Origin of the sequence: Microcoleus sp. AT9b-C3 (assembly GCF_036705485.1) — a bacterium.
GTDB lineage: Bacteria > Cyanobacteriota > Cyanobacteriia > Cyanobacteriales > Microcoleaceae > Microcoleus.
In genome coordinates this window covers 98912-118557 of record NZ_JAUBUR010000001.1, presented here as the reverse complement: position 1 = coordinate 118557, position 19646 = coordinate 98912, and the positions used below count along the sequence as shown (strand labels likewise).

At 46.0% G+C, this 19646-nt stretch carries 15 protein-coding genes; 5 read left to right on the top strand and 10 right to left on the bottom strand.

Annotated features, from left to right (window positions below):
• Nucleotides 1-15: 15 nt before the first annotated feature.
• The 8 genes from QUB77_RS00475 to QUB77_RS00440 all read right to left on the bottom strand — a co-directional run bounded on the left by QUB77_RS00475 (nt 16) and on the right by QUB77_RS00440 (nt 10568).
• Nucleotides 16-864, bottom strand: coding sequence for a hypothetical protein (locus tag QUB77_RS00475; protein WP_333311066.1), 849 nt, complete (start codon nt 862-864; stop codon nt 16-18).
• 120 nt (nt 865-984) lie between these two features.
• Nucleotides 985-2628, bottom strand: coding sequence for a tetratricopeptide repeat protein (locus tag QUB77_RS00470; RefSeq protein WP_333322774.1), 1644 nt, complete (start codon nt 2626-2628; stop codon nt 985-987).
• A 50-nt stretch (nt 2629-2678) separates the two neighbouring features.
• Complete coding sequence (locus QUB77_RS00465; RefSeq protein ID WP_333169465.1) at nt 2679-7208, bottom strand: tetratricopeptide repeat protein; 4530 nt, start codon at nt 7206-7208, stop codon at nt 2679-2681.
• A gap of 96 nt (nt 7209-7304) precedes the next feature.
• Nucleotides 7305-7649: a hypothetical protein gene (locus tag QUB77_RS00460; protein ID WP_333169463.1), complete on the bottom strand. Its 345-nt coding sequence runs from the start codon at nt 7647-7649 to the stop codon at nt 7305-7307.
• A gap of 31 nt (nt 7650-7680) precedes the next feature.
• Nucleotides 7681-8286: a 50S ribosomal protein L25/general stress protein Ctc gene (locus tag QUB77_RS00455; RefSeq protein WP_333169461.1), complete on the bottom strand. Its 606-nt coding sequence runs from the start codon at nt 8284-8286 to the stop codon at nt 7681-7683.
• Between the two features lie 64 nt (nt 8287-8350).
• Entirely contained in the window at nt 8351-8719 is a 369-nt protein-coding gene (locus QUB77_RS00450; RefSeq protein WP_333169459.1) for a hypothetical protein, read from the bottom strand.
• 95 nt (nt 8720-8814) lie between these two features.
• On the bottom strand, nt 8815-9174 hold the full coding sequence (locus QUB77_RS00445) for a hypothetical protein (protein ID WP_333169457.1): 360 nt from the start codon (nt 9172-9174) through the stop codon (nt 8815-8817).
• Nucleotides 9175-9227: 53 nt separating this feature from the next.
• Nucleotides 9228-10568 (bottom strand): adenylosuccinate synthase, encoded by a 1341-nt coding sequence (locus QUB77_RS00440; RefSeq protein WP_333169456.1) that lies wholly within the window; start codon nt 10566-10568, stop codon nt 9228-9230.
• Between the two features lie 407 nt (nt 10569-10975).
• Between QUB77_RS00440 and QUB77_RS00435 the strand changes: the two genes are divergently transcribed.
• The 5 genes from QUB77_RS00435 (at nt 10976) to QUB77_RS00415 (ending at nt 18389) form a co-directional block, all read left to right on the top strand.
• A complete protein-coding gene (locus QUB77_RS00435) occupies nt 10976-12013 on the top strand; it encodes an adenosine deaminase (RefSeq protein WP_333169454.1) in 1038 nt (345 codons plus the stop codon).
• A gap of 326 nt (nt 12014-12339) precedes the next feature.
• On the top strand, nt 12340-13647 hold the full coding sequence (locus tag QUB77_RS00430; RefSeq protein ID WP_333169452.1) for an aspartate aminotransferase family protein: 1308 nt from the start codon (nt 12340-12342) through the stop codon (nt 13645-13647).
• A gap of 266 nt (nt 13648-13913) precedes the next feature.
• Entirely contained in the window at nt 13914-15401 is a 1488-nt protein-coding gene (locus QUB77_RS00425; protein WP_333169450.1) for a TldD/PmbA family protein, read from the top strand.
• 212 nt (nt 15402-15613) lie between these two features.
• Nucleotides 15614-16960: a TldD/PmbA family protein gene (locus tag QUB77_RS00420; protein WP_333169448.1), complete on the top strand. Its 1347-nt coding sequence runs from the start codon at nt 15614-15616 to the stop codon at nt 16958-16960.
• A gap of 304 nt (nt 16961-17264) precedes the next feature.
• Nucleotides 17265-18389, top strand: coding sequence for a THUMP domain-containing protein (locus QUB77_RS00415; RefSeq protein ID WP_333169447.1), 1125 nt, complete (start codon nt 17265-17267; stop codon nt 18387-18389).
• Between the two features lie 206 nt (nt 18390-18595).
• Here QUB77_RS00415 and hpxZ read toward each other — a convergent pair whose 3' ends face one another.
• Complete coding sequence (gene hpxZ, locus QUB77_RS00410) at nt 18596-18988, bottom strand: oxalurate catabolism protein HpxZ (protein WP_333169446.1); 393 nt, start codon at nt 18986-18988, stop codon at nt 18596-18598.
• Between the two features lie 93 nt (nt 18989-19081).
• Nucleotides 19082-19501, bottom strand: a complete 420-nt coding sequence (locus tag QUB77_RS00405; RefSeq protein WP_190732048.1) for a peptidylprolyl isomerase — start codon at nt 19499-19501, stop codon at nt 19082-19084.
• Nucleotides 19502-19646: the final 145 nt, after the last annotated feature.

Genomic DNA, 19646 nt, shown 5'->3' with positions numbered 1-19646 from the left:
TTTGACTGCCTAATCTTAAGACTTCATCTGCTCTTGAATTTGCTTAAGTCGAATTTTGCTTTTTTCCAATTCTTCTCTTATTTTAAAAACACGCTGATTTTTATGATTTTTTGGCTCGTCAACTCTCTCTGGTTGTGGCTGATGAAAATCTTGTGGTGTAAAAACTCTCATACCTGTTTCTGAATTAATTTTACTAGCTATCACCTCAAAATTAGGATGTCTCCCATGTAAAATTTTCACCTTACTACTCACAAAAACAGGAAAGATAAACCGACAATTATATTCTGGTGTAAGTGTTGCTGTTATGAGATCGCTTTCGTATAAAACAGACCTGAAAGTAGCCTGATCGTGGTAAGGCTTACCCTGCTTTTTAACTTTTTGTTTGCATAAATTTAACCATTTTTGGAAAAACAGCTCAACTTTATAGTTTTTTTTATACAGGATAACGCCCGTATTCATTTCTGGGAAACTTTCTGGAATTTCTGTAAACTGATAGGGTATCCACTCCCTACCATTAATATGTGTAGGTGCTATCCTAAGAGGTGCATGAGCCACAGCCATGTCAAACTTATCTAACAGATTGAAAATTTCTAATAAATCAGCACAAATATAGGTATCTGAATCCAAGAATAACGTATACTCATAGGGCGAATCATACATATTGCTAATTTTATCAAGTCCGGGGGTGCCATAGCGAGGACCGTCTATAACTTTAACTTGATTAAAATAGGGAGATGCAACTGGTTCACTAGAAAATAAGGTAATTGGCAAATCTGGCATACACTTCTTGAGACTAGCGGCAGATGTCACTGCCTCACCTACATGCTGACCACCAACTGCAATGTATATTACACCTTGAGACATAACTTTATTATTCCTTCTTTCTGTAACAAGAGATTATGGACTAAGTAAAGGATCTGGGTAGCCCGAAAGTACCGCCCAGATCGAAGGATTTTTTTTAGACGAGCGCAAGTTATTTTGCAATCAAAAAACTTTCGCTTTCAATTCCAGCCCCCGACGATAACAAACACTAGCCTCTTTTTGTCGCCCCACCTTAGCCAAGGTATCGCCCAACTTATCATAAACCTCAGCTAAATTAGGATTAAGATCTATCGCCTTTTGATAAAACTTGATCGCCCTCTCTGCCATTCCCTTACCCAGCCAAACATCACCCAAACCAGCATAAGACATAAAATCATCAGGATGAAGCTTCACACATCCATCGTAAGCATCGATCGCCTCATCCCACCGCCCTTGTTTGGCCAAAGCTTCCCCTAAATAATGCTCGGCCTCCCAAGAGTCTGAATTTTGATCGACAACGCGGCGGTATTGAGCGATCGCCCCATCAAACTGCCCTTGTTCTGCCAAAGCCTTACCTAGCCGTAAATAAAGATCCGAGTCGTCAGACTTAATCTCCACAGCCTTTTGAGCCGCCTCCAAATTGCTTGGATTCAATTCGCTTGCCCTGCGATAAAACTTTACCGCCTCATATAAATCCAGCTCAATATCTTTTTGAAGCGGTTGGACGCGAGCTCGCTTTTCCAGAGCATCCCCTAAATGGCAGTTCACCACATCGGAATTAGGAGCAATTTCCAAAGCTTTGCGATAGGCAGAAATCGCCTCATCGTACCGCCCCAACTGATATAGAGCAAACCCTAAATGATCCTGAGCCTCCAGCGAACTTGGATCAAACTCAACCGACTTGCGATAAGAGCCGACAGCTTGCTCCCACTTTTGCTGTGTCGCCAAAGCATCGCCCAAATGCTGGTAAATCACTGCCGCATTCGGTACGAGATCAAGCGCTTTCCGATAAGATGCGATCGCCTCCTCCCACCGCTGCACGATCGACAAAGTATGCCCCAAATAGTGATGGACGATCCCCGAACCCGGTTCCAACTCAGCAGCCTTCGAGTAAGATGTAATCGCCTCCTCCCATTGACCCTGTGCCGATAAAGCCGTTCCCAATTTATAGTAAAGCCAATGGAAATCAGGTTTTAACTGAATCGCCTTTCGGTAATAACCCACGGCTTCTGCTAATTCATTCTTACCTTGCAAAGCCTCTGCCAACTTCAGGTACAATTCCCCATCACCCGGATTTAGCTCGATCGCATGACGCAAGCACTCAATCCCTTCATCAACCCGCCCCTGTCTTGCCAAAGCCTCCCACAAATTTTGGTAAGGCAAAGCCGATTCTGAGTCAAGTTCGATCGCTTTTCGCAAACAACTTATGGATTCATCCAGTTGACCTTGGAAACACAAACCCTTACCCAAGCTGTTATAAAACTCATAAAAATCTGGATATATTTCCACAGCTTTGCGGTACGCAGCCACGGCTTCATCTAGATTTCCCTGCTGTTCCAAAACCTCTCCTAAATTGTGCCAAGACCAAGCCGAATTCGGGTTAAGTTCGCAGGCCCTGCGGTAACTTTTCTCCGCCCCATCCCGCTGCCCCAATTTCGCCAAAACTTCACCCAAATTGTGATGATACCAGGAAAAATCTGGGTTGAGTTCAGTACACCGCTGGTAGGTGGCGGCGGCTTCCTGTAATTTATCAGACTGTTTCAGAAGGTTGCCTCTGTGAAAATAATTAGAAGCAGTCTCTTCATGCACTTGTAATGAGTTATTCATGTTTACCAAGTTATTGTGTACTTGAACTTGACTTTTTGGTCGGCCTAGTCTTATGCTCTAATGCTGAAATCCTGACGCTCCCTAGTTAAATGCGGGCTATAACAAGGATCATTTTCAATATATTTTTGCCATCTTTTTCCTAGAATATCTGCCTCTTTTTGCAACCTTTCTTTCTTTTCCGCCGTATCTTCGTAACCACGACTTTTTGATTCGTGGTGGTAGAGAGAAACATGAGGCACGTAAATATTTTTATAGCCTTGCTCAACCATTTTCAAGCATAAATCCACATCATTATAGGCTACTGCTAGTTCCTCATCAAATCCCCCCACACTCTCAAATACCTCACGGCGGCACATCAAACACGCGCCTGTCACCGCTGACAGATTGTTCATCCCCACCACATTGCTGAAATATCCAGGGAAATTAGCGGGAAAACCGAGGTATATGTGGCCGGCAACCCCGCCAACTCCAAGCACAACTCCAACGTGTTGGATGGTGTTGTCAGCATATAGCAACTTAACTCCCACAGCGCCGATAGAAGACCTTTGAGCTTGCTCCACCATCGCCTCGAGCCAATCGGGAGTAATCACCTCTGTATCATTATTCAAAAATAACAAATAATCTCCCTGCGCTTTGCTAACCCCGTAGTTATTAATCTTAGAAAAATTGAAGGGAATGTCAAACGGGTAACACCTAAACCGATCGGGTTCCTTCGCTGTCCATTTAGCAATTACTTGAACCGTCTCTAACTCCGTGCTGCCGTTGTCGATAACTATAACTTCATAATTTGGGTACAGACTCTTAGTGAAGATAGATTCTAGGCATTTATCTAAAATGTGGCCCAGATTCCTTGTAGGAATAATTATGCTTACCAACTTGTAGTCAGCGATTTTGTAGCGGACGATGTAGTGTCCTAAATAGTCCGGCACTCCCTCCACCTTGCCCGGTTCGCCCCTCCTTTCAATAGCTTCTTGCAGAGTTTTCATTGAGGCTTCATAAGCATAAGGCTTTGCCTCCGAACTGCTAGCAGTCGAACCAGAGTGCATGCGCCAGTGATAGAGGACTTTTGGGATGTGATAAATTTTGTTAGTTTTTTCGGTAAACCTCAAAACCAAATCATAATCCTGAGCGCCTTCAAAACCAGCTCTAAAACCTTCAATTTCCTCGATAATCGATCGCCTGTAAGTCCCTAAATGGCAAGTGTACATCCGAGACAGGAACGAGTCGGGACACCAATCAGGCTTGAAATACGGCCCCATGAGCTTCTCATCAGCAGTCAGCTTATCTTCATCGGAATATATCATGTCCGCTTCTGGATGGCTGTTCAACATCAACGCCACTTCATACAGCGCATCTGGCGTCAGCAAGTCGTCGTGATCTAGGAGCGAAACAAACTCCCCTTCTGCCACCTCCAATGCTGAATTAGATGCGCGGGAAATATGACCGTTTTCGGTTCTATAAACAACTTTGATTCGACCATCTTTATCCGCATACTCTGACAAAATTTTCTTGACGTGAGGAGCAGTGGAAGCATCGTCCGCGATGCACAATTCCCAGTAAGGATAGACTTGATTCCGAACTGAGTCTATCGCCTCCCTCAGAAAATTTTCCGGCGTGTTGTACACTGGTACAATTACGCTGATCAGAGGCTTGTAATTCAACAATTTTACTGTTTCAGCAATCTGCCGCAAGTCTGCTTCTCTGGGGCAATTCTGAGCCCGCCACCTGCTATAAGCATCTTGGCTTTGCAGTAGCCCTTCCCGCAAAACATCCAAGTCTAGAGGAAATAATTGAGGATTGAGTTCATTAGCCCTCTGGTAGTAACCTAGCGCTTCATAGAGCTTATTCTGTTGGTTTAATACTCGCCCCAAATTGTAGTTAGCCCACGCAAAGTTTGGGTCGATTTCAAGGGCTTTGCGATAGGCGGTAGCGGCTTCTTCAAATTTTTCTTGCCGCAACAGAGTATCCCCTAAGTTGTGATATGACCATGCAAAGCCTGGATTCTGTTCAATAGCCCTCTGGTAGGAAGTTGCCGCTTCATCCAACTTGTACTTTTGCTGATAAAGGTCTCCTAAATTGTGGTGAGTTCCAAAGTAATTCGGGTTAACTTCTATTGCTTTTTTGTATGCGACAATAGCCTCATCTATTTTACCTTCTCCCTGAAGAATCTCACCTAATTTGTGGTAATCCACAGCATCCCCAGGAGTCCTATCGCCCCCTGGGGCTTTAGTTATTCCCTTTTTTTTTAACACCTCTTCTAACCGCCCAGCAATTGCCTTGTCATCAGGCCGAATCTGCAATGCCATCTGATAAAAGACGATCGCCCCATCCGGCCAATTCTTCCGCACCAAAGCATCCGCCAACTCAACATAAAGGTCAGCATCATTCGGCGCAATCTCCAGGGCCTTGTGATACAACTGCACGTCATCACGATTATCCTGAATCGCCCGCCGGTACAAACGCATAGCATCCTTCAAGTCCCACTGCGATCGCATCCTCAAAGCATCAGCCAACTTTTGCGAAAGCCACGGCAAATCAGCCTGAATTTCCGCAGCGCGGCGGTAAGCGGCGATCGACTCATCCCACCGTTCCAGCTTCTCAAAAGCCGTTCCCATGTTGTAATAAGTCCACGGAAAATCAGGATTTAACTCGGCCGCGCGTCGGTAAACATCGATCGCTTCCTCCCACCTTTCCATTTCTACCAGCGCGTCGCCCAATTTGCTCTGCGACCAGAAGAAATTTGGATTAACTTCGTTAGCACGCCGGTAGGCAACAACTGCCTCATCCCACCGTTCCAAATTCACCAGCGCTTCTGCTAAATTGTTGTGCGCCCAAAAATGGTCAGGATTGAGTTCGATCGACCTTTGGTAAGCCGAAATTGCCTCCTCCCACCTTCCCAGTTTAATCAGGGCGTCTGCTAAATAGTTGTGCGACCAACTGAAATCTGGATTTAATTCTGTTGCTTTCCGGTAAGACTCTACAGCTTCTTCCCACCGTTCCAACTTCAGCAGCACATCTGCTAAATTGTTGTGAGACCAGCTAAAATCAGGATTTAATTCGATCGCTTTGCGGTAGGCATTTACAGCTTCTTCCCACCGTTCCAACTTAACCAGCGACTCAGCTAAATTGTTGTGCGACCAAGAAAGATTAGGATTGTTTCTAATGGCATTAGTGTAAGCTTCTACCGCCGCTTCCCACTGTTCTTGACCCTTAAGAATTTCCCCCAATTCGTGATAAGCGGCGCCGGCATTTGGGTTCAACTCAACCGCGCGTCGGTAACACTCAATTCCCTTATCTACCTTACCTTGCTCGATCAAAGTTTTGGCTAAATTCTCGTGTTCCTCAGCGGTGCCCGACTTGGGGTCGATCGCAAATGCTCGATACCAAGCCTCAGCCGCCTCCTCTGACTTGCCTAACTGCGTCAAAAGTTTGGCAAAATTGCGAAAAGCACCGGCAAAATCCGGTTTCAGGGCGATCGCCTTTTCGTAAGCAGAAACCGCTTGCTGCCACTGTTCCTGCTGCGCACAAATGCTGCCGTAATTAGCATAAGCTTCGGCAAAATTTGGGTTAATTTCTATTGCTTTGACATAGCAACTTTTAGCTTCATCAATTTTGCCACCAGCTTGCAGGGCGTTGCCCAGCATTTTGTAAAGCGGCGCTTCCGGCTTAATTTGCAGTGCCTTCTTGCAAGCTGCGATCGCCTGTTCCAATTTGCCCTGAGCAAAATAGCCTTCTGCCAGTATTTTGTATGCTTCTGGATCTTCTATATTAATTGTAGAATTAACTGGCTGCTGCACTGGCGGCTTAACTGCCTGCTGCACTGGCGGCTTAACTGCCTGCTGCACTGGGGTGGCTGCGGGCTGCTGCTTAACTGCACCGTTCATCGCAGTTGCACCCGCCAGAGTTTGCTCTCCCTCGCTGCCGTTTCTCGCATTAGCTGCGTTCAGTTCAATAGCTTTGCGATAATATGCTGTCGCTTCCTCTAACTTTCCTTGTTTTTTGAGCGCTTCGCCCAAGTTTTGGTAAGCAGTAGCCACATTAGGATTTAATTTTATGGCGCGATCGTAACAAGCGATCGCTTCGGGGAATTTTTCCTGCCGAAAAAAAGCGTCGCCCATATTCAAGTGTTCCCCCGGCGCTACTTTTTCCGGTTCCAAACTAAATGCTTGATACCAGCACTGCTGGGCTTCTTCCGGTTTGCTAATTTGTCCGAATACTTTTGCTAAATTCCGGTATACTCCCGCGAAATTCGGCTTAATCGCGATCGCCTTTTGATAAAATCCGATCGCCTCCTGCCATTTTTGCTGTTGCGCGCCCAGGCTACCCAAATTCGCGTATACTTCCGCAAAATTCGGTTCTATTTCAATCGCTTTAGCGTACCAGTGCCGCGCCTCTTCCATCCTGCCTTGAGCTTGCAGCGCGTTGCCCAAAGTCTTGTAAGCCGGTGCAAAATTGGGGTGAATCTTCAAAGCTTGCTCGCAGGAGGCGATCGCTTCTTCTAATTTTCCTTGGGATAAGTATATTTCTCCCTGTTGGTTAAATTGAACCGCTGTTGATTCTGTATTCACTGTTGATGGCATATGGGCGGCGGCTCCAGAGGCAGGAATTAAATAGGGTAGTCTAAACGTTTCACAATTATACTCGCGTTTGACACTAAGAGTAGCGGGCTTGTTCCCCTAATTCTTAATTTTTTTTGATTCCCGCTGCTGGCGAGGAACCGGGATTCTCGGCTGATTTTTTGATTTTACGGCTAAATATTTACGAATCAGCCGGGTTTCTGGCAGATTTGCGCGCCCGTCCAGACTTTTGTAGCTACTGGTCGATCGCCCGTTTTGTAAAGCAAAGTAAACAATGCTGGTTCTTGCTTGTGGGAGGCTTTCTTGTGGACTGGGCAAGGGAGTCCGCCTCAAAAATATTACAAACGGCGCAAAATGTGCGATCGATCCCAAACGAGAATAGCCTTTTTTGCAAAAAACGATCGCCCTTTTGCGAGAAAGCGATCGCCCTTTTTCTTCAACCATTAGTTAGTTAACAACTATTAGGAATTACTCATCAAGCTGCTGCGTCTGCGTCTGCTTCTGCGTCTTCTGCTTCAGAACCTGCTTGAATTCCCAGCACGCTAACAACTACCTGATCTGGTTCGCCGAGAGCTACCACTCCTGCTGGCAAAACTAACTCGTGAATGTGCAGCGCATCCCCAACCTTTAAATTAGAAATATCTACTTCTATTGATTCAGGAATGCTGTCTGGTTTGCACTTAACTGCGAGTTGCGTCAGCACGGTATCCAAGATGCCGCCTTCTAACTTGACGCCGACAGCTTCGCCGACAAAATTCAGCGACACTTCAACTTCCAGGCTGTCTTGAGTTGCTACGGAGAAAAAGCTCAGGTGGTAAGGAAAGCCCTTCCAAGGATGAACTTGAACTTCCCGCAGCAAGGTTTTTCCGCTCCAAGAGAGTTCGGGAATGCTGAGGTCAATTAGGGCATTGTTGACTACGTGCTTTTTGAGCAGGGTTTCAACTGTTTTGGCTTTGATCGTAAGGGAAATCGATTCAGATCCTTTGTGGCCGTAGAGGACGGCGGGAATCAATCCAGAGCGGCGGAGGGCGTTAGGTTTGCTGCCTTCTGCCCGCTTTTGACATTCTACTGCGAGTTCCATTTTGTGACTTTCTGTTGATTGTTTTCACATTTTACCAGAATTGTGATATTGCGATCGCGCTCAATTAAATTCGCTGAAGGTATTGATAATTTTCGTTTTCCACACACTTCAGCAATTCCAGCATTTTTCTCAGACGGTATGTTCCTGATTGATACTCTTCTTTTGAAGGGTAATCACCAAGCTTAGTAAGAACTGCATCGCTTTCACTGATGATTGCTTCGCTGAAAATTTTCTTGAACTGCTGGCGAATATCTTGATTTAATTCAACTAAAGGCAGAATTACATTTTCGTCATCTAGGTAAATTTGGGTTTCGATTGATTCGCCACCTATTTTGGAAAATGCTGATTTTGCTAACCACTCGTAAGTAGCTGCTGTTATTCTTACACTATCGGACGGTTCACCATTGGCTGAATAAAAACTGATGTCAAACATTGGGATTACTCCTGCTACTAAACATCGAGAAACTCGTTCAAAGGAATATTTTCTGCATAAGCTATACCTGCTTTTATAAATTTTGCCTTGCCAGGTCAAGAAATTCTATCGGCACTTACAACTGCACTGAAAGTAGCAGTCTCAATAATTTCATTAACTGCTTTTCCTGAAAGGTATGTGGTTTTGATTTCTATATGCGGTAAGTTGGTTTTTCTTTCCTCTAAGGTTGACTGTGAATCTTGGATATTTTCTATCGTGTATTGATTATGAAGATCCCGGATTATTTCTTTTACTTGCGAGGCCTCATGTGGAGCGACAATCAAAATGTCTCCTTTGGGATCGTTGCCAGTAGTTCTCTGGGAGGCAATGCCAGCTTCAGCTAACTTTCCGATTACCCAGCCAACCAAATCTCGATGAAGGGTTAGTTGGTAGATCAGACGATCTTCATCGGTCATTGGAGCCTCGTCACACATGAGATAGACTTTTTTATCTATTATAACTAAACGTGTTATGATTGTGCTGCTACAGGCGTACCGTCAGCAGAGAGCAAAGCGCGTTTCGGCCCGTGAATCGGGTCTTCTACAATAATAGTTTGGTCGCGGCTGGCACCGAGAGAAACGATCGCGATCGGCACTTCCATCAAATCTGCTAAAAACTTCAGATAATCCAATGCTTGCGGCGGTAAATCTTCCAAATTCCGGCACTCTTCCGTAGACTGTTTCCAACCGGGAAGGGTTTCGTAAATAGGTTTGCACCGAGCAAATATCCGGGAACTTTTGGGGAAATCAACACATTTTTGGCCGTCAATTTCGTAAGCAACGCAAACTTTTATTTCTTCTAATTCATCCAAAACATCTAGTTTGGTAATTGCCAGACAGTCAAGGCCGTTGATGCGGACTGCGTACCGGCCGATTACTGCGTCGAACCAACCGCAGCGGCGTTTTCTGCCCGTTGTTGTGCCGAATTCTGCACCTCTATCGCCCAAAATTGCGCCTATTCCATCTACCATTTCGGTAGGGAAGGGGCCTTCTCCGACGCGGGTTGTATAAGCTTTTGCTACGCCAATTACGCGATCGATCGCTGTCGGGCCGACTCCGGTTCCCACACAGGCCCCACCAGCGATGGGATTGCTCGAAGTAACGTAAGGATAAGTGCCGTGGTCTAAGTCTAATAAAGTGCCTTGCGCGCCTTCAAACAGAATATTTTTCCGCTTGTGAATTCCCTCATAAATTTTCAGGGAACTATCTACTACGTGCGGCCGCAAACGTTCCGCATAAACTCGATATTCATCAATTACATCTTGGGGATTTAAAGGCGGCAAATTGTAGAGTTTTTCGAGAAGGACATTTTTACAATTAATCGTCCATTCCAGTTGTTCTTGCAACCCTTCCAAGTCCATTAAATCTAGCATCCGAATGCCAGTGCGTTCCGACTTGTCGGCGTAAGTAGGGCCAATTCCCCGTCCCGTCGTCCCGATTTTATAATTTCCCCGCTGGGTTTCCGATGCTACATCAATTAATCGATGATAGGGCATCGTTACGTGAGCAGTTTCCGAAATCATCAGCGAGGCTGTCGAAATATTCAGTGCCTCTAACTGATCTAACTCTGCAATTAAAACTTTAGGGTCGATGACCGTGCCGCAGCCGATGATACACTCTTTATCAGGGTAGAGAATCCCGGACGGAATTAAATGCAGCTTGAAAGTCTGACCGTTAACTACCACGGTGTGACCGGCGTTGACGCCCCCTTGGTACCGGACAACGATATCTGCGGATTTGCTGAGCAAATCGGTAATTTTGCCTTTTCCTTCATCGCCCCACTGGGCGCCGATCACAACTACGTTAGCCAAGGGTTTCTCGCGTTCAGTTCAGGTTGACACAATCTCCGATTATGTACGAACGTGTCCCGGATGTCAAATAAATTTTTGTTACAATTGAGAGACTTGAGGCTGTATTGCTCTCAACAACCCACTTCCAGCACTATCGGGGGACTTGGGAAGGGAGAGCCCGAGAGGGGGAGAATGGGAGAGGGGAGAATGAGAGAGGATTTGATGAGTTTTTATGGGAATCCAATGTGCAGCTTAAATGTGGAACAGTTTACCTGCTGGAGGTTGTTGGCTGGTATGGGGGAAAACCCGGTTTCTGGCCACTGATGCGTATAGGACTAAATTACAAATTCTTCAATCCTTCAATTCTTCAATCCTTCAATCCTTCAATTCTTTCAATCTAAAATCTAAAATCTAAAATCTAAAATCGCATGACTTTACACGCTGAGTTGCACCGCCATCTGGGTGGTTCTGTCGTTCCTAGGGTGCTGTGGCGGTATTTCGATCGCCACAATGCTGAGATGGTTAATCGATTTCAAGAATACTCGGAGTTTGAGGAGTTTTACACTCGTCCGCGCAATACTCTCAATGAGTATTTGGAACTGCACACGCTGGTAGAAAGCGTTCAAACTGTTGAGACTTTGCCTTATTTCATCTATCGGTTAATGCGGGGCGCTTACGTGTTTGAAAATATGGCTTATTTGGAGTTGCGCTATACGCCTTATTTGCGGACTCCAGAACATTTGGAACAGTCAGAACGCATTGATTTGATGGCAGAAATTGTACAGGTTGTGGGCAAGGCAAGTCAAATTAGCGATTGTCCGATTGTTACTAGCCAAATTTTGTGTATGCACTCGCGTTTACCCTATGAGGTGAATCGGGCGATCGTAGATTTGGCGGCCGGGATGGGAGAATATGTTTGTGCGATCGATCTAGCTGGGGGCGATGCTGCTATTGGCGAGCGTTTAGAGGAGTTTGTGGGATTGTACCAGTACGCGAGGTCGATCGGCATCAAAACTACCGGCCACCTCTACGAAACTACCTCTGGCTGTTATCCCGAACTTTTGCCCTATCTGATGCGTATCGGCCACGGCATTCAAATTCCGTTAAAATATCCTGAACTGCTGCCAGAAGTTGCGCGCAGGGGTCAATGCTTGGAAGTTTGCCCGACTACCTATCTCAAAACGGGGACGTTGCAGGATATGCGCGAATTGAAGGTTGTGTTCGATCGATGTTTTGAAGCTGGTGTCGATATTGCCATTTGTACCGACAACGCGGGATTGCACAACGTGCGATTGCCTTTCGAGTACGAGAATTTGTTAACTTTAGATATCATTGATTTTCGGCAATTGCAAGCGTGTCAAGAAGCTGCTTTCCGCCATGCTTTCGCGTGGCCCTACGGGGAGCGGCCTGTGAAAATGCTAACTGGTTTGTTGCAGCATGAGTCTGTGGAGGCGATCGTGAATTAGCTAGTTTGTGTCATTAAACATCAAGTTTTTAGGTTCCTTAAAAACCCGGTTTTTTTTATGTTAATTAATGAACCGGGTTTTTTATCTGATATCTCGGTCGCTAGGAAAGCCATAGCCAAGATTTAGGATTGCGGCAGTGATTTTATTTCATTTGTGAATGATATTTTTTTTACTAACCGCAGAGGGCGCAGAGGGCGCAGAGGAGATAGAAAAGATAGAAAGAGGGAGAGAGGTGTTTTGTAAAATTATAATAAGCGTCGGGCGATCGGCGATCGGGAGCCAGTTATAGTTTGGATGCAGAAGCATCAATATAAAAGGATAAAAAAATGATGACAGATATGGACGCTTACTGGATGCCCTTCACTGCCAACCGACAGTTTAAAGCGAATCCGCGAATGTTGGTTTCTGCCAAAGATATGCACTTTACAAGCGATGATAACCGCTCAATTTTAGATGGTACTGCGGGGCTGTGGTGCGTGAATGCAGGACACGCCCGCGAGACAATTGCCGAAGCAGTTAAACAGCAGGTTTTGCGTTTGGATTACTCTCCGGCTTTTCAGATGGGACATCCGGGTGCTTTTGAATTAGCGGAACGTTTGGTAAAGATGATTCCGGGCAATTTCGATCGCGTTTTCTTTACTAATTCTGGTTCGGAATCTGTAGAAACTGCGTTAAAGATTGCAATTGCTTATCACCGGGTGAAAGGTGAAGGAACTCGCCAACGATTGATAGGCAGGGAACGCGGCTATCACGGCGTTGGTTTTGGGGGAATTTCTGTCGGCGGTATCGGTACAAACCGCAAGTTTTTTGGCAGTTTGCTGACGGGAGTCGATCATTTGCCTCACACTCACAATTTAGAACACAATGCTTTCAGCCGCAAACAACCGGAATGGGGAGCGCATTTGGCTGATGAATTGGAGCGGATTGTCGCTTTGCACGATGCGTCGAATATTGCAGCGGTAATTGTGGAACCGGTGGCTGGTTCTACGGGGGTTTTGATTCCGCCGAAAGGTTATTTGGAGCGACTGCGGGCGATTTGCGACAAATACGGAATTCTGCTGATTTTTGATGAGGTAATTACCGGATTCGGGCGACTCGGCTCTAGTTTTGCAACGGAATATTTTGGGGTGGTTCCCGATATTGTGACGGCGGCAAAAGGGATAACTAACGGTACGGTGCCGATGGGGGCGGTGTTTGTGAAAGAAGGCATTTACGACGCTTTTATGAATGCTCCTGAAAATGCGATCGAGCTTTTTCACGGTTATACTTATTCTGGTCATCCTCTGGCTTGTGCGGCTGCTCTGGCGACGCTGGATATTTATGAGGAAGAAAGGCTGTTTGAACGAGCTGATAAGATAGCTGGTTATTGGGAAAATGCGGTGCATTCTTTGAATGGGGTGCGGCACGTAATTGATGTTCGCAATTTGGGACTGGTAGCGGGTATTGAGTTGGAATCTATTGCTGGTAAGCCTGGGAAACGGGCTTTTGATTGTTTCTTGCAGTGCTATGAAAAAGGGCTGCTAATTCGCACGACTGGTGATATTATTGCTTTGTCGCCACCGCTGATTATTGAGAAGGAACATATCGATCGCATTGTGGAGATTTTGACAGGGGTTTTGCAGGAGATGGAGTAGGATTTAACTGAGATATGGCCCAATGATAAACAACAAGCAAGATGCCTGTTCTACAAAGAGTGAATTTATGGTGGGGTGGGTATCCTGCCCGCAATTAAACTCACTCTTTGTACTATTTTTAAGCACAGGCAAGATGCCTGTTCCACAAAGAGTGAATTTATTGTGGGGCGGGCAGGATGCCCGCCCATAGAAGGCTTGTTGAAAATGGTTCAAATAATTAAAAAGCGCTATAATAATTAACAAGTAACGACTAATGACGAATAACTATGGTGCAATTAACTGCAAAAATCTCTGCTAACGAGTTAGCAAATTTGGCTGTAGATTTGATTCGGAAAACAGGTTGTGAGTACGGTGATGTGCGTTTTTGCAGTTACCGAAGGCAGAATCTTTACGCGCGCGATCGATCTTTAAGTCAACTGTCAGATAATGTAAGTTCCGGTTTTGGCGTGCGAGTGCTTCTAGACGGCGCTTGGGGGTTTGCCGCCAGTCACAGCAAAACACCGGCAGAGGTTGCAAGAATAGTCGCTTTGGCTGTAGAAATCGCTAAAGGCAGCCGCTTAACTCAAAAGGAACCGGTGCGGTTAGTGCCTGTCGAAAAATATGTCGATACCTACATTACTCCCATCACCATTGACCCTTTTTCTGTACCCGTTGCTGAGAAAGCTGAACTGCTGCTAACTATCAACGAGAAACTGCTAGCACACGGCGCACAAGGCATCAAAAAAGCTTCTTCTTTTTTGCAGTCAAGCCGCGAAGACAAGGTTTTTGCTTCCACAGAAGGATCGCTAATCGAACAAACAATCTACCGCAGCTATCCGGGTTTTGGCTGTACGGCAATTGCGGGTGGCGATGCCCAAAGTCGCAGTTACGAACGCCCGCCACTTAATATCGGTTACGAACATATTAATCCCGATGATTTGTTGAGTCAAGTCGAAAGAGTTGCTGCCGAAGCTATTGAGAAAGTCCGCGCTCCTAAAATCCCTGCTGGTATTTGCAAATCCCTGATTCTTAAGCCGACAAATTTGTATTTGACAATCCACGAATCAGTAGGACATCCAACTGAATTAGACCGGGTTTACGGCTACGAATCTAATTTTGCTGGCACGAGCTTTGCTACTACTGATAAGTTAAATAAACTTCAATACGCTGCACCTTGGGTGAATTTTAAGTGCGATCGCACTCAACCGGGCGGCCGCGGTACAATGGGTTACGATGATGAGGGCGTAAAATCACAAGATTGGTACGTTGTCAAGGATGGAATTTTAGTTGATTATCTCACTGACAGAGAGACGGCTTATCGCCTCGGACGCGGTAGCAGCAACGGTTCTGCTTGCGCTGACAGTTGGTCGAGCGTGCCGATGGTGAGAATTCCCAATTTGGGATTGGAGCCGGGCCCGGAGGGCGGCAGCCATACTGCTACTTTGGCAGAGATGATTGCTGATACTGAAGATGGGATTTTAATTGACGGTGTTGGTAGTTTTTCTATCGACCAGCAGCGGCGCAATTTTCAATTCGGCGGCGATGCTTTTTGGAAGGTGGAAAAAGGTAAAGTTGTCGGTATGTTGAAGGATGTCACTTATCAGGCGATGAGCACTGATTTCTGGAATCAAATAGATGCGATAGGGCCGGCTTCGGAGCTGGTTCAGTGCGGTACGAATATATGCGGAAAGGGCGAGCCGATGCAGGTCGCTCAGATGACTCACGCTTGTGTGCCGGTGCGAGTGAGGGATATTCAAATTGGGGGAGGGGCTTAGTTTTTTAGAATAAAAAAGAGGCGAATAGTTAAAAACCCTCTTGATAAAACTCGGCGGTTGAAACCGCTCCTACACAAACTTTCATTATAACCCAGAGAAACTCAAGAATAAGCGGTAAGGTGCGCAATGCGCACCCTACGTATAGAGGTTTTGCGTCCAGGACTGCTCAAGGAATTCTCAAGTAAAAACAAATTGCCATCCGATTATAAATTATGACTGCAACAACAGCACCTGCACTTTTAAGCGAAGACAGAGCACTCTCTCTGCTGGATTCAACGGTTAAAATGTCATCGGCGGAAGCAGTATTTGTCAGTCTCTCTACTGGCGAGGAATCTCTTTCGAGATTCTCGGAAAATCAAATCAGCCAAAATATTAGCAAAACTGTATTTAGCCTGAGCATTACTAGCTATTTTGGCAACAAAAGCGCCTCTGCTGCTGTTACAGAATTTGATGAAGATGCGATCGCCTCTGCCGTCAAGCGATCGGAAGAATTGGCCAGAATTGCGCCGGCAGACCCCGAATGGATGCCGCTGCTGCCGCCTCAAACCTACGATTTGCGATCGCCCGCCTTCGACGCAGCAACGGCAACTGTATCGCCTCTAGCGCGGGCCCAAATGGTGCAGCAAGCTTGCGCCAGATCCTCCCAGGGGGGCGCTCATGGTTCGGGCACTTTGAGCACTGAGGCGTCGCTGTACGCGATCGCCTCGTCAACCGGACTCCGCGCCTGCAACCATTCTACAGATGCGGATTTCAGCTTTACTGCTCGCGTTGAAGACGGTTCTAGTTGGGCGAGGAGCACTGCTTGGAGTATCAACGAATTGCCCATCGCCCAATTAGCAGAACAAGTGCTCGATCGGGCGATCGCATCCCGCAACCCGCGCCCCATCACTCCCGGCGTTTATCCGGTAATCCTTGACGGCGCTGCTTTTGCGGGCTTGCTACCGTGGGTGATTTGGAGTTTGGATGCGAGGGCGGCGGATGAGGGGCGATCGTTTATGTCGATCGCCGATGCAGAGGGAAAACCAGCGGGAAACCGCGCGGGGGAACAACTTTTTAGCCCGTTAGTGCAAGTGCAGCGCGATCCGGCTCATCCTTTGCTGCGATCGAATACTTTTTTCGACGACGGATTGAGCAATAACTATTTGGAAATCATCAAAGATGGCGTCCCTCAAAGTTTGTCTTATTCCCGCTACTGGGCCGCACAAAAAGGTAAAGAGGCAAAAGGTGCTTATTACCCGATCGTAATGACAGGTTCCGACCAAAGTTTAGCAGATTTAATTGCTCAAACCGAGCGAGGAATTTTTGTTAGTCGAGCTTGGTACGTGCGCTACGTTAATCCGAAAACATTGGAAGTAACGGGGATGACTCGCGACGGTACTTTTTGGATTGAGGATGGCAAAATTGCTTATCCGATTAAAAACCTGCGTTTCAATCAAGTTTTACCTGATATGTTGCGCGATGTGGATGCAGTTAGTGCGGTGAAGCGTTACGGCGGTAGTGTCGTGCCCGGAGTGCGCGTGAAAGCTTTTAATTTCACGAGTATTACTGACAGTTTGTGATTTGCAAGGGTGAGGTGCGCGGAAACTCACTCCCGGGAGTCGGAATTATTCATCTCTCTCTTCTCTTAATCTGCGTAAATCCGCATCAATCTATTGTCATCTGCGGTTCTAGAAATTCTCTTTTTTTAACCGCAGATACAAGCAGATAAACACAGATTAACGCAGATGAATTATATCAATTGCGGTTGCACCGTCGGAGATTGTTGACTGTTGACTCGATTTTACAATTCCGATGGTACGGGATTTGATATAATTTAGGGCGATCGAGAAAAAGCAATTACCAATTACCACTTACCAATTATCAATGAATCAATATTTTGCTACAGTTGCGCGCGGTTTAGAAACTATTGCCGCCCAAGAATTAGAACGTTTAGGGGCCGAGGATGTCAAGCCAGATTTTACTGGAGTTTACTTTGCGGGCGATCGCGCTTTATTGTACCGCGTCAATCTTTGGTCGAGAACAATTTTTCGAGTGCTAATGCCGATCGCCGAATTCCGGTGTTACAACTCGGATATGCTCTACCGCGAAGTGCAGAAAATCCCTTGGGACGAATACTTATATCCCGAAAATACTTTAGCAGTAAACTGCACCGGCGGCAACGAAAAGTTGAACCACACTCACTTTACAGCTTTGCAGGTCAAAAATGCGATCGCCGACCAACAGCGCCTTCAATTTAACAAGCGTTCTAATGTTGATGTAGAGCATCCCGATTTACTAATTAACATTCACATTCATCGAGACAACTGTATTTTAAGTTTAGACAGTTCTGGCGGCAGTTTGCACCGCCGGGGATATCGACCGGCGATGGGGCTTGCTCCCCTCAAAGAAACCCTAGCTGCGGCTTTGTTGGAGATGGCAGAATGGACGCCAGATTTGCCGTTTTTAGACCCGATGTGTGGTTCTGGAACTTTGCCTTTGGAAGCGACTTTAAAGGCTTTGAATATTGCACCGGGATTGTTTCGAGAAAAGTTTGGATTTATGACGTGGCGGGATTTTGACGAACCTTTGTGGGATAAATTGTGGGCGGAAGCGGAAAATAGTGAGTTACCGGAACTTAAAGAGGTGATTGCAGGGTGCGATCGCGATTCCGATATGTTAACTCAAGCTCGCACGAACGCGCAGCAAGCTGGTATTTCCGGTAAGATTCAGTTTGCTCAAACCGAGTTATCTCAGTTGGAAGCACCCGCAGACAGAGGCGTTCTGATTTGCAATCCTCCCTACGGAGAAAGGCTGGGAGATGCTAGCGAATTGGGAGATTTGTACAAGATGTTGGGGGATATTTTTAAGCATCGTTTTAAAGGTTGGAATGCGTTTATTTTGACAGGAAATAAGGAGTTGGGTAAAAAGGTGGGACTCAGGACATCGCGGCGGATTCCGGTTTTTAATGGATCGATTCCGTGTACTTTGCTCAAATATGAACTGTATTAGAGGATCGTAGCAGGGAAAATAGCGGTAATGAGGAAGCTACTGCAAAAGTGGAGAACCAAGAAAGCAGAAGATAGGTGACAAGGCAGAGACAGGCACTAATAGTAAAGGAAAAAAAGAATATCTGCGGAATTAAATGGCTCAACAATAATCAAATTCAAATACCGACAGGGGAAATTATTTCACCTTGATCGGAGGTGTATCACCGCTCATCTCTCCATCGGCAAAAAAGAAACGTGAGCGGAAACAATCTTCCACCCTTGAGGAAACTTCCGCCACATCTGACTCTGCCGCCCCAGCCGCACCACTCCATCCATTACACGGCGAAATTCCAGCGTCACAGCCGCCATGTCTGCATCAAAAGTCACGACTTTGAGGTTGAACATTTCTCGATCGACATTTGCAGGCGATCGTCCTTTACGAAAAGCCCTCACCTCATCGCTCCCGTACAGGTTCTCCGTCACCCCAAACCGCACGACTTCCGGCGCATCCCAGAACAAATTATCAAGAGTTTCAATATCGTTCGTACAAAGAGCTTTTTCGTATTTTAAATATAGTTCAGTTAACTCTGTCACCACCCCAGAATCATTTATTACAGTCATAAGTTGTATATTTTAAAAATATTAATTTTCACAAGTTTTGTTTGCAATAAGGACTCTTCGTCCTTACTACAAACGCCACTAAATTACTGGAAATTAATGCTCAATTTTGAGGGAAATAATCTTGTCACCTTGGCGGATAGCATTGACGACAGACATATCCTCAGTTTTGCCAAAAGTTGTGTGAACTCCATCTAGATGAGACTGGGGAGAATGGCAAATAAAGAATTGGCTGCCACCCGTATCGCGGCCTGCGTGAGCCATCGATAAAGTTCCTGCCAAATGTTTGTTGGAGTTAATTTCGCACTTGATTTTGTAGCCGGGACCGCCCGTTCCATTGCCTTTGGGACAGCCACCTTGAATCATAAAGTTAGGAATGACTCGGTGAAAGGACAATCCATCGTAAAAACCTTTTTCCGCCAAGTCAACAAAATTCTTCACTGTGTTAGGCGCATCCGCATCGAACAATTCCAAATTGATTGTGCCTTTGTCGGTTTCCATAATAGCGCGGGTCATGATTTCTCCTGGCTTCCTAAAATGAGTGTGTTGCCTGCGTTTTAATTGCGGACTTCGCTTTTATAACGACAGGTTTCAAACTGTCGTTATATTGTGGCTTTCAGAAGTGTAGCATATTCCCGCAACTCTCATAGGACTTATGTGT

Coding starts and splice junctions, on each gene's coding strand:
- QUB77_RS00470 (WP_333322774.1), bottom strand. CDS start 2,628: ATGAATAACTCATTACAAGTGCATGAAGAGACTGCTTCTAATTATTTT.
- QUB77_RS00465 (WP_333169465.1), bottom strand. CDS start 7,208: ATGCCATCAACAGTGAATACAGAATCAACAGCGGTTCAATTTAACCAA.
- QUB77_RS00460 (WP_333169463.1), bottom strand. CDS start 7,649: ATGGTTGAAGAAAAAGGGCGATCGCTTTCTCGCAAAAGGGCGATCGTT.
- QUB77_RS00420 (WP_333169448.1), top strand. CDS start 15,614: ATGACTGCAACAACAGCACCTGCACTTTTAAGCGAAGACAGAGCACTC.
- QUB77_RS00430 (WP_333169452.1), top strand. CDS start 12,340: ATGATGACAGATATGGACGCTTACTGGATGCCCTTCACTGCCAACCGA.
- QUB77_RS00435 (WP_333169454.1), top strand. CDS start 10,976: ATGACTTTACACGCTGAGTTGCACCGCCATCTGGGTGGTTCTGTCGTT.
- QUB77_RS00455 (WP_333169461.1), bottom strand. CDS start 8,286: ATGGAACTCGCAGTAGAATGTCAAAAGCGGGCAGAAGGCAGCAAACCT.
- QUB77_RS00425 (WP_333169450.1), top strand. CDS start 13,914: ATGGTGCAATTAACTGCAAAAATCTCTGCTAACGAGTTAGCAAATTTG.
- QUB77_RS00445 (WP_333169457.1), bottom strand. CDS start 9,174: ATGACCGATGAAGATCGTCTGATCTACCAACTAACCCTTCATCGAGAT.
- QUB77_RS00405 (WP_190732048.1), bottom strand. CDS start 19,501: ATGACCCGCGCTATTATGGAAACCGACAAAGGCACAATCAATTTGGAA.
- QUB77_RS00415 (WP_333169447.1), top strand. CDS start 17,265: ATGAATCAATATTTTGCTACAGTTGCGCGCGGTTTAGAAACTATTGCC.
- QUB77_RS00475 (WP_333311066.1), bottom strand. CDS start 864: ATGTCTCAAGGTGTAATATACATTGCAGTTGGTGGTCAGCATGTAGGT.
- QUB77_RS00450 (WP_333169459.1), bottom strand. CDS start 8,719: ATGTTTGACATCAGTTTTTATTCAGCCAATGGTGAACCGTCCGATAGT.
- hpxZ (WP_333169446.1), bottom strand. CDS start 18,988: ATGACTGTAATAAATGATTCTGGGGTGGTGACAGAGTTAACTGAACTA.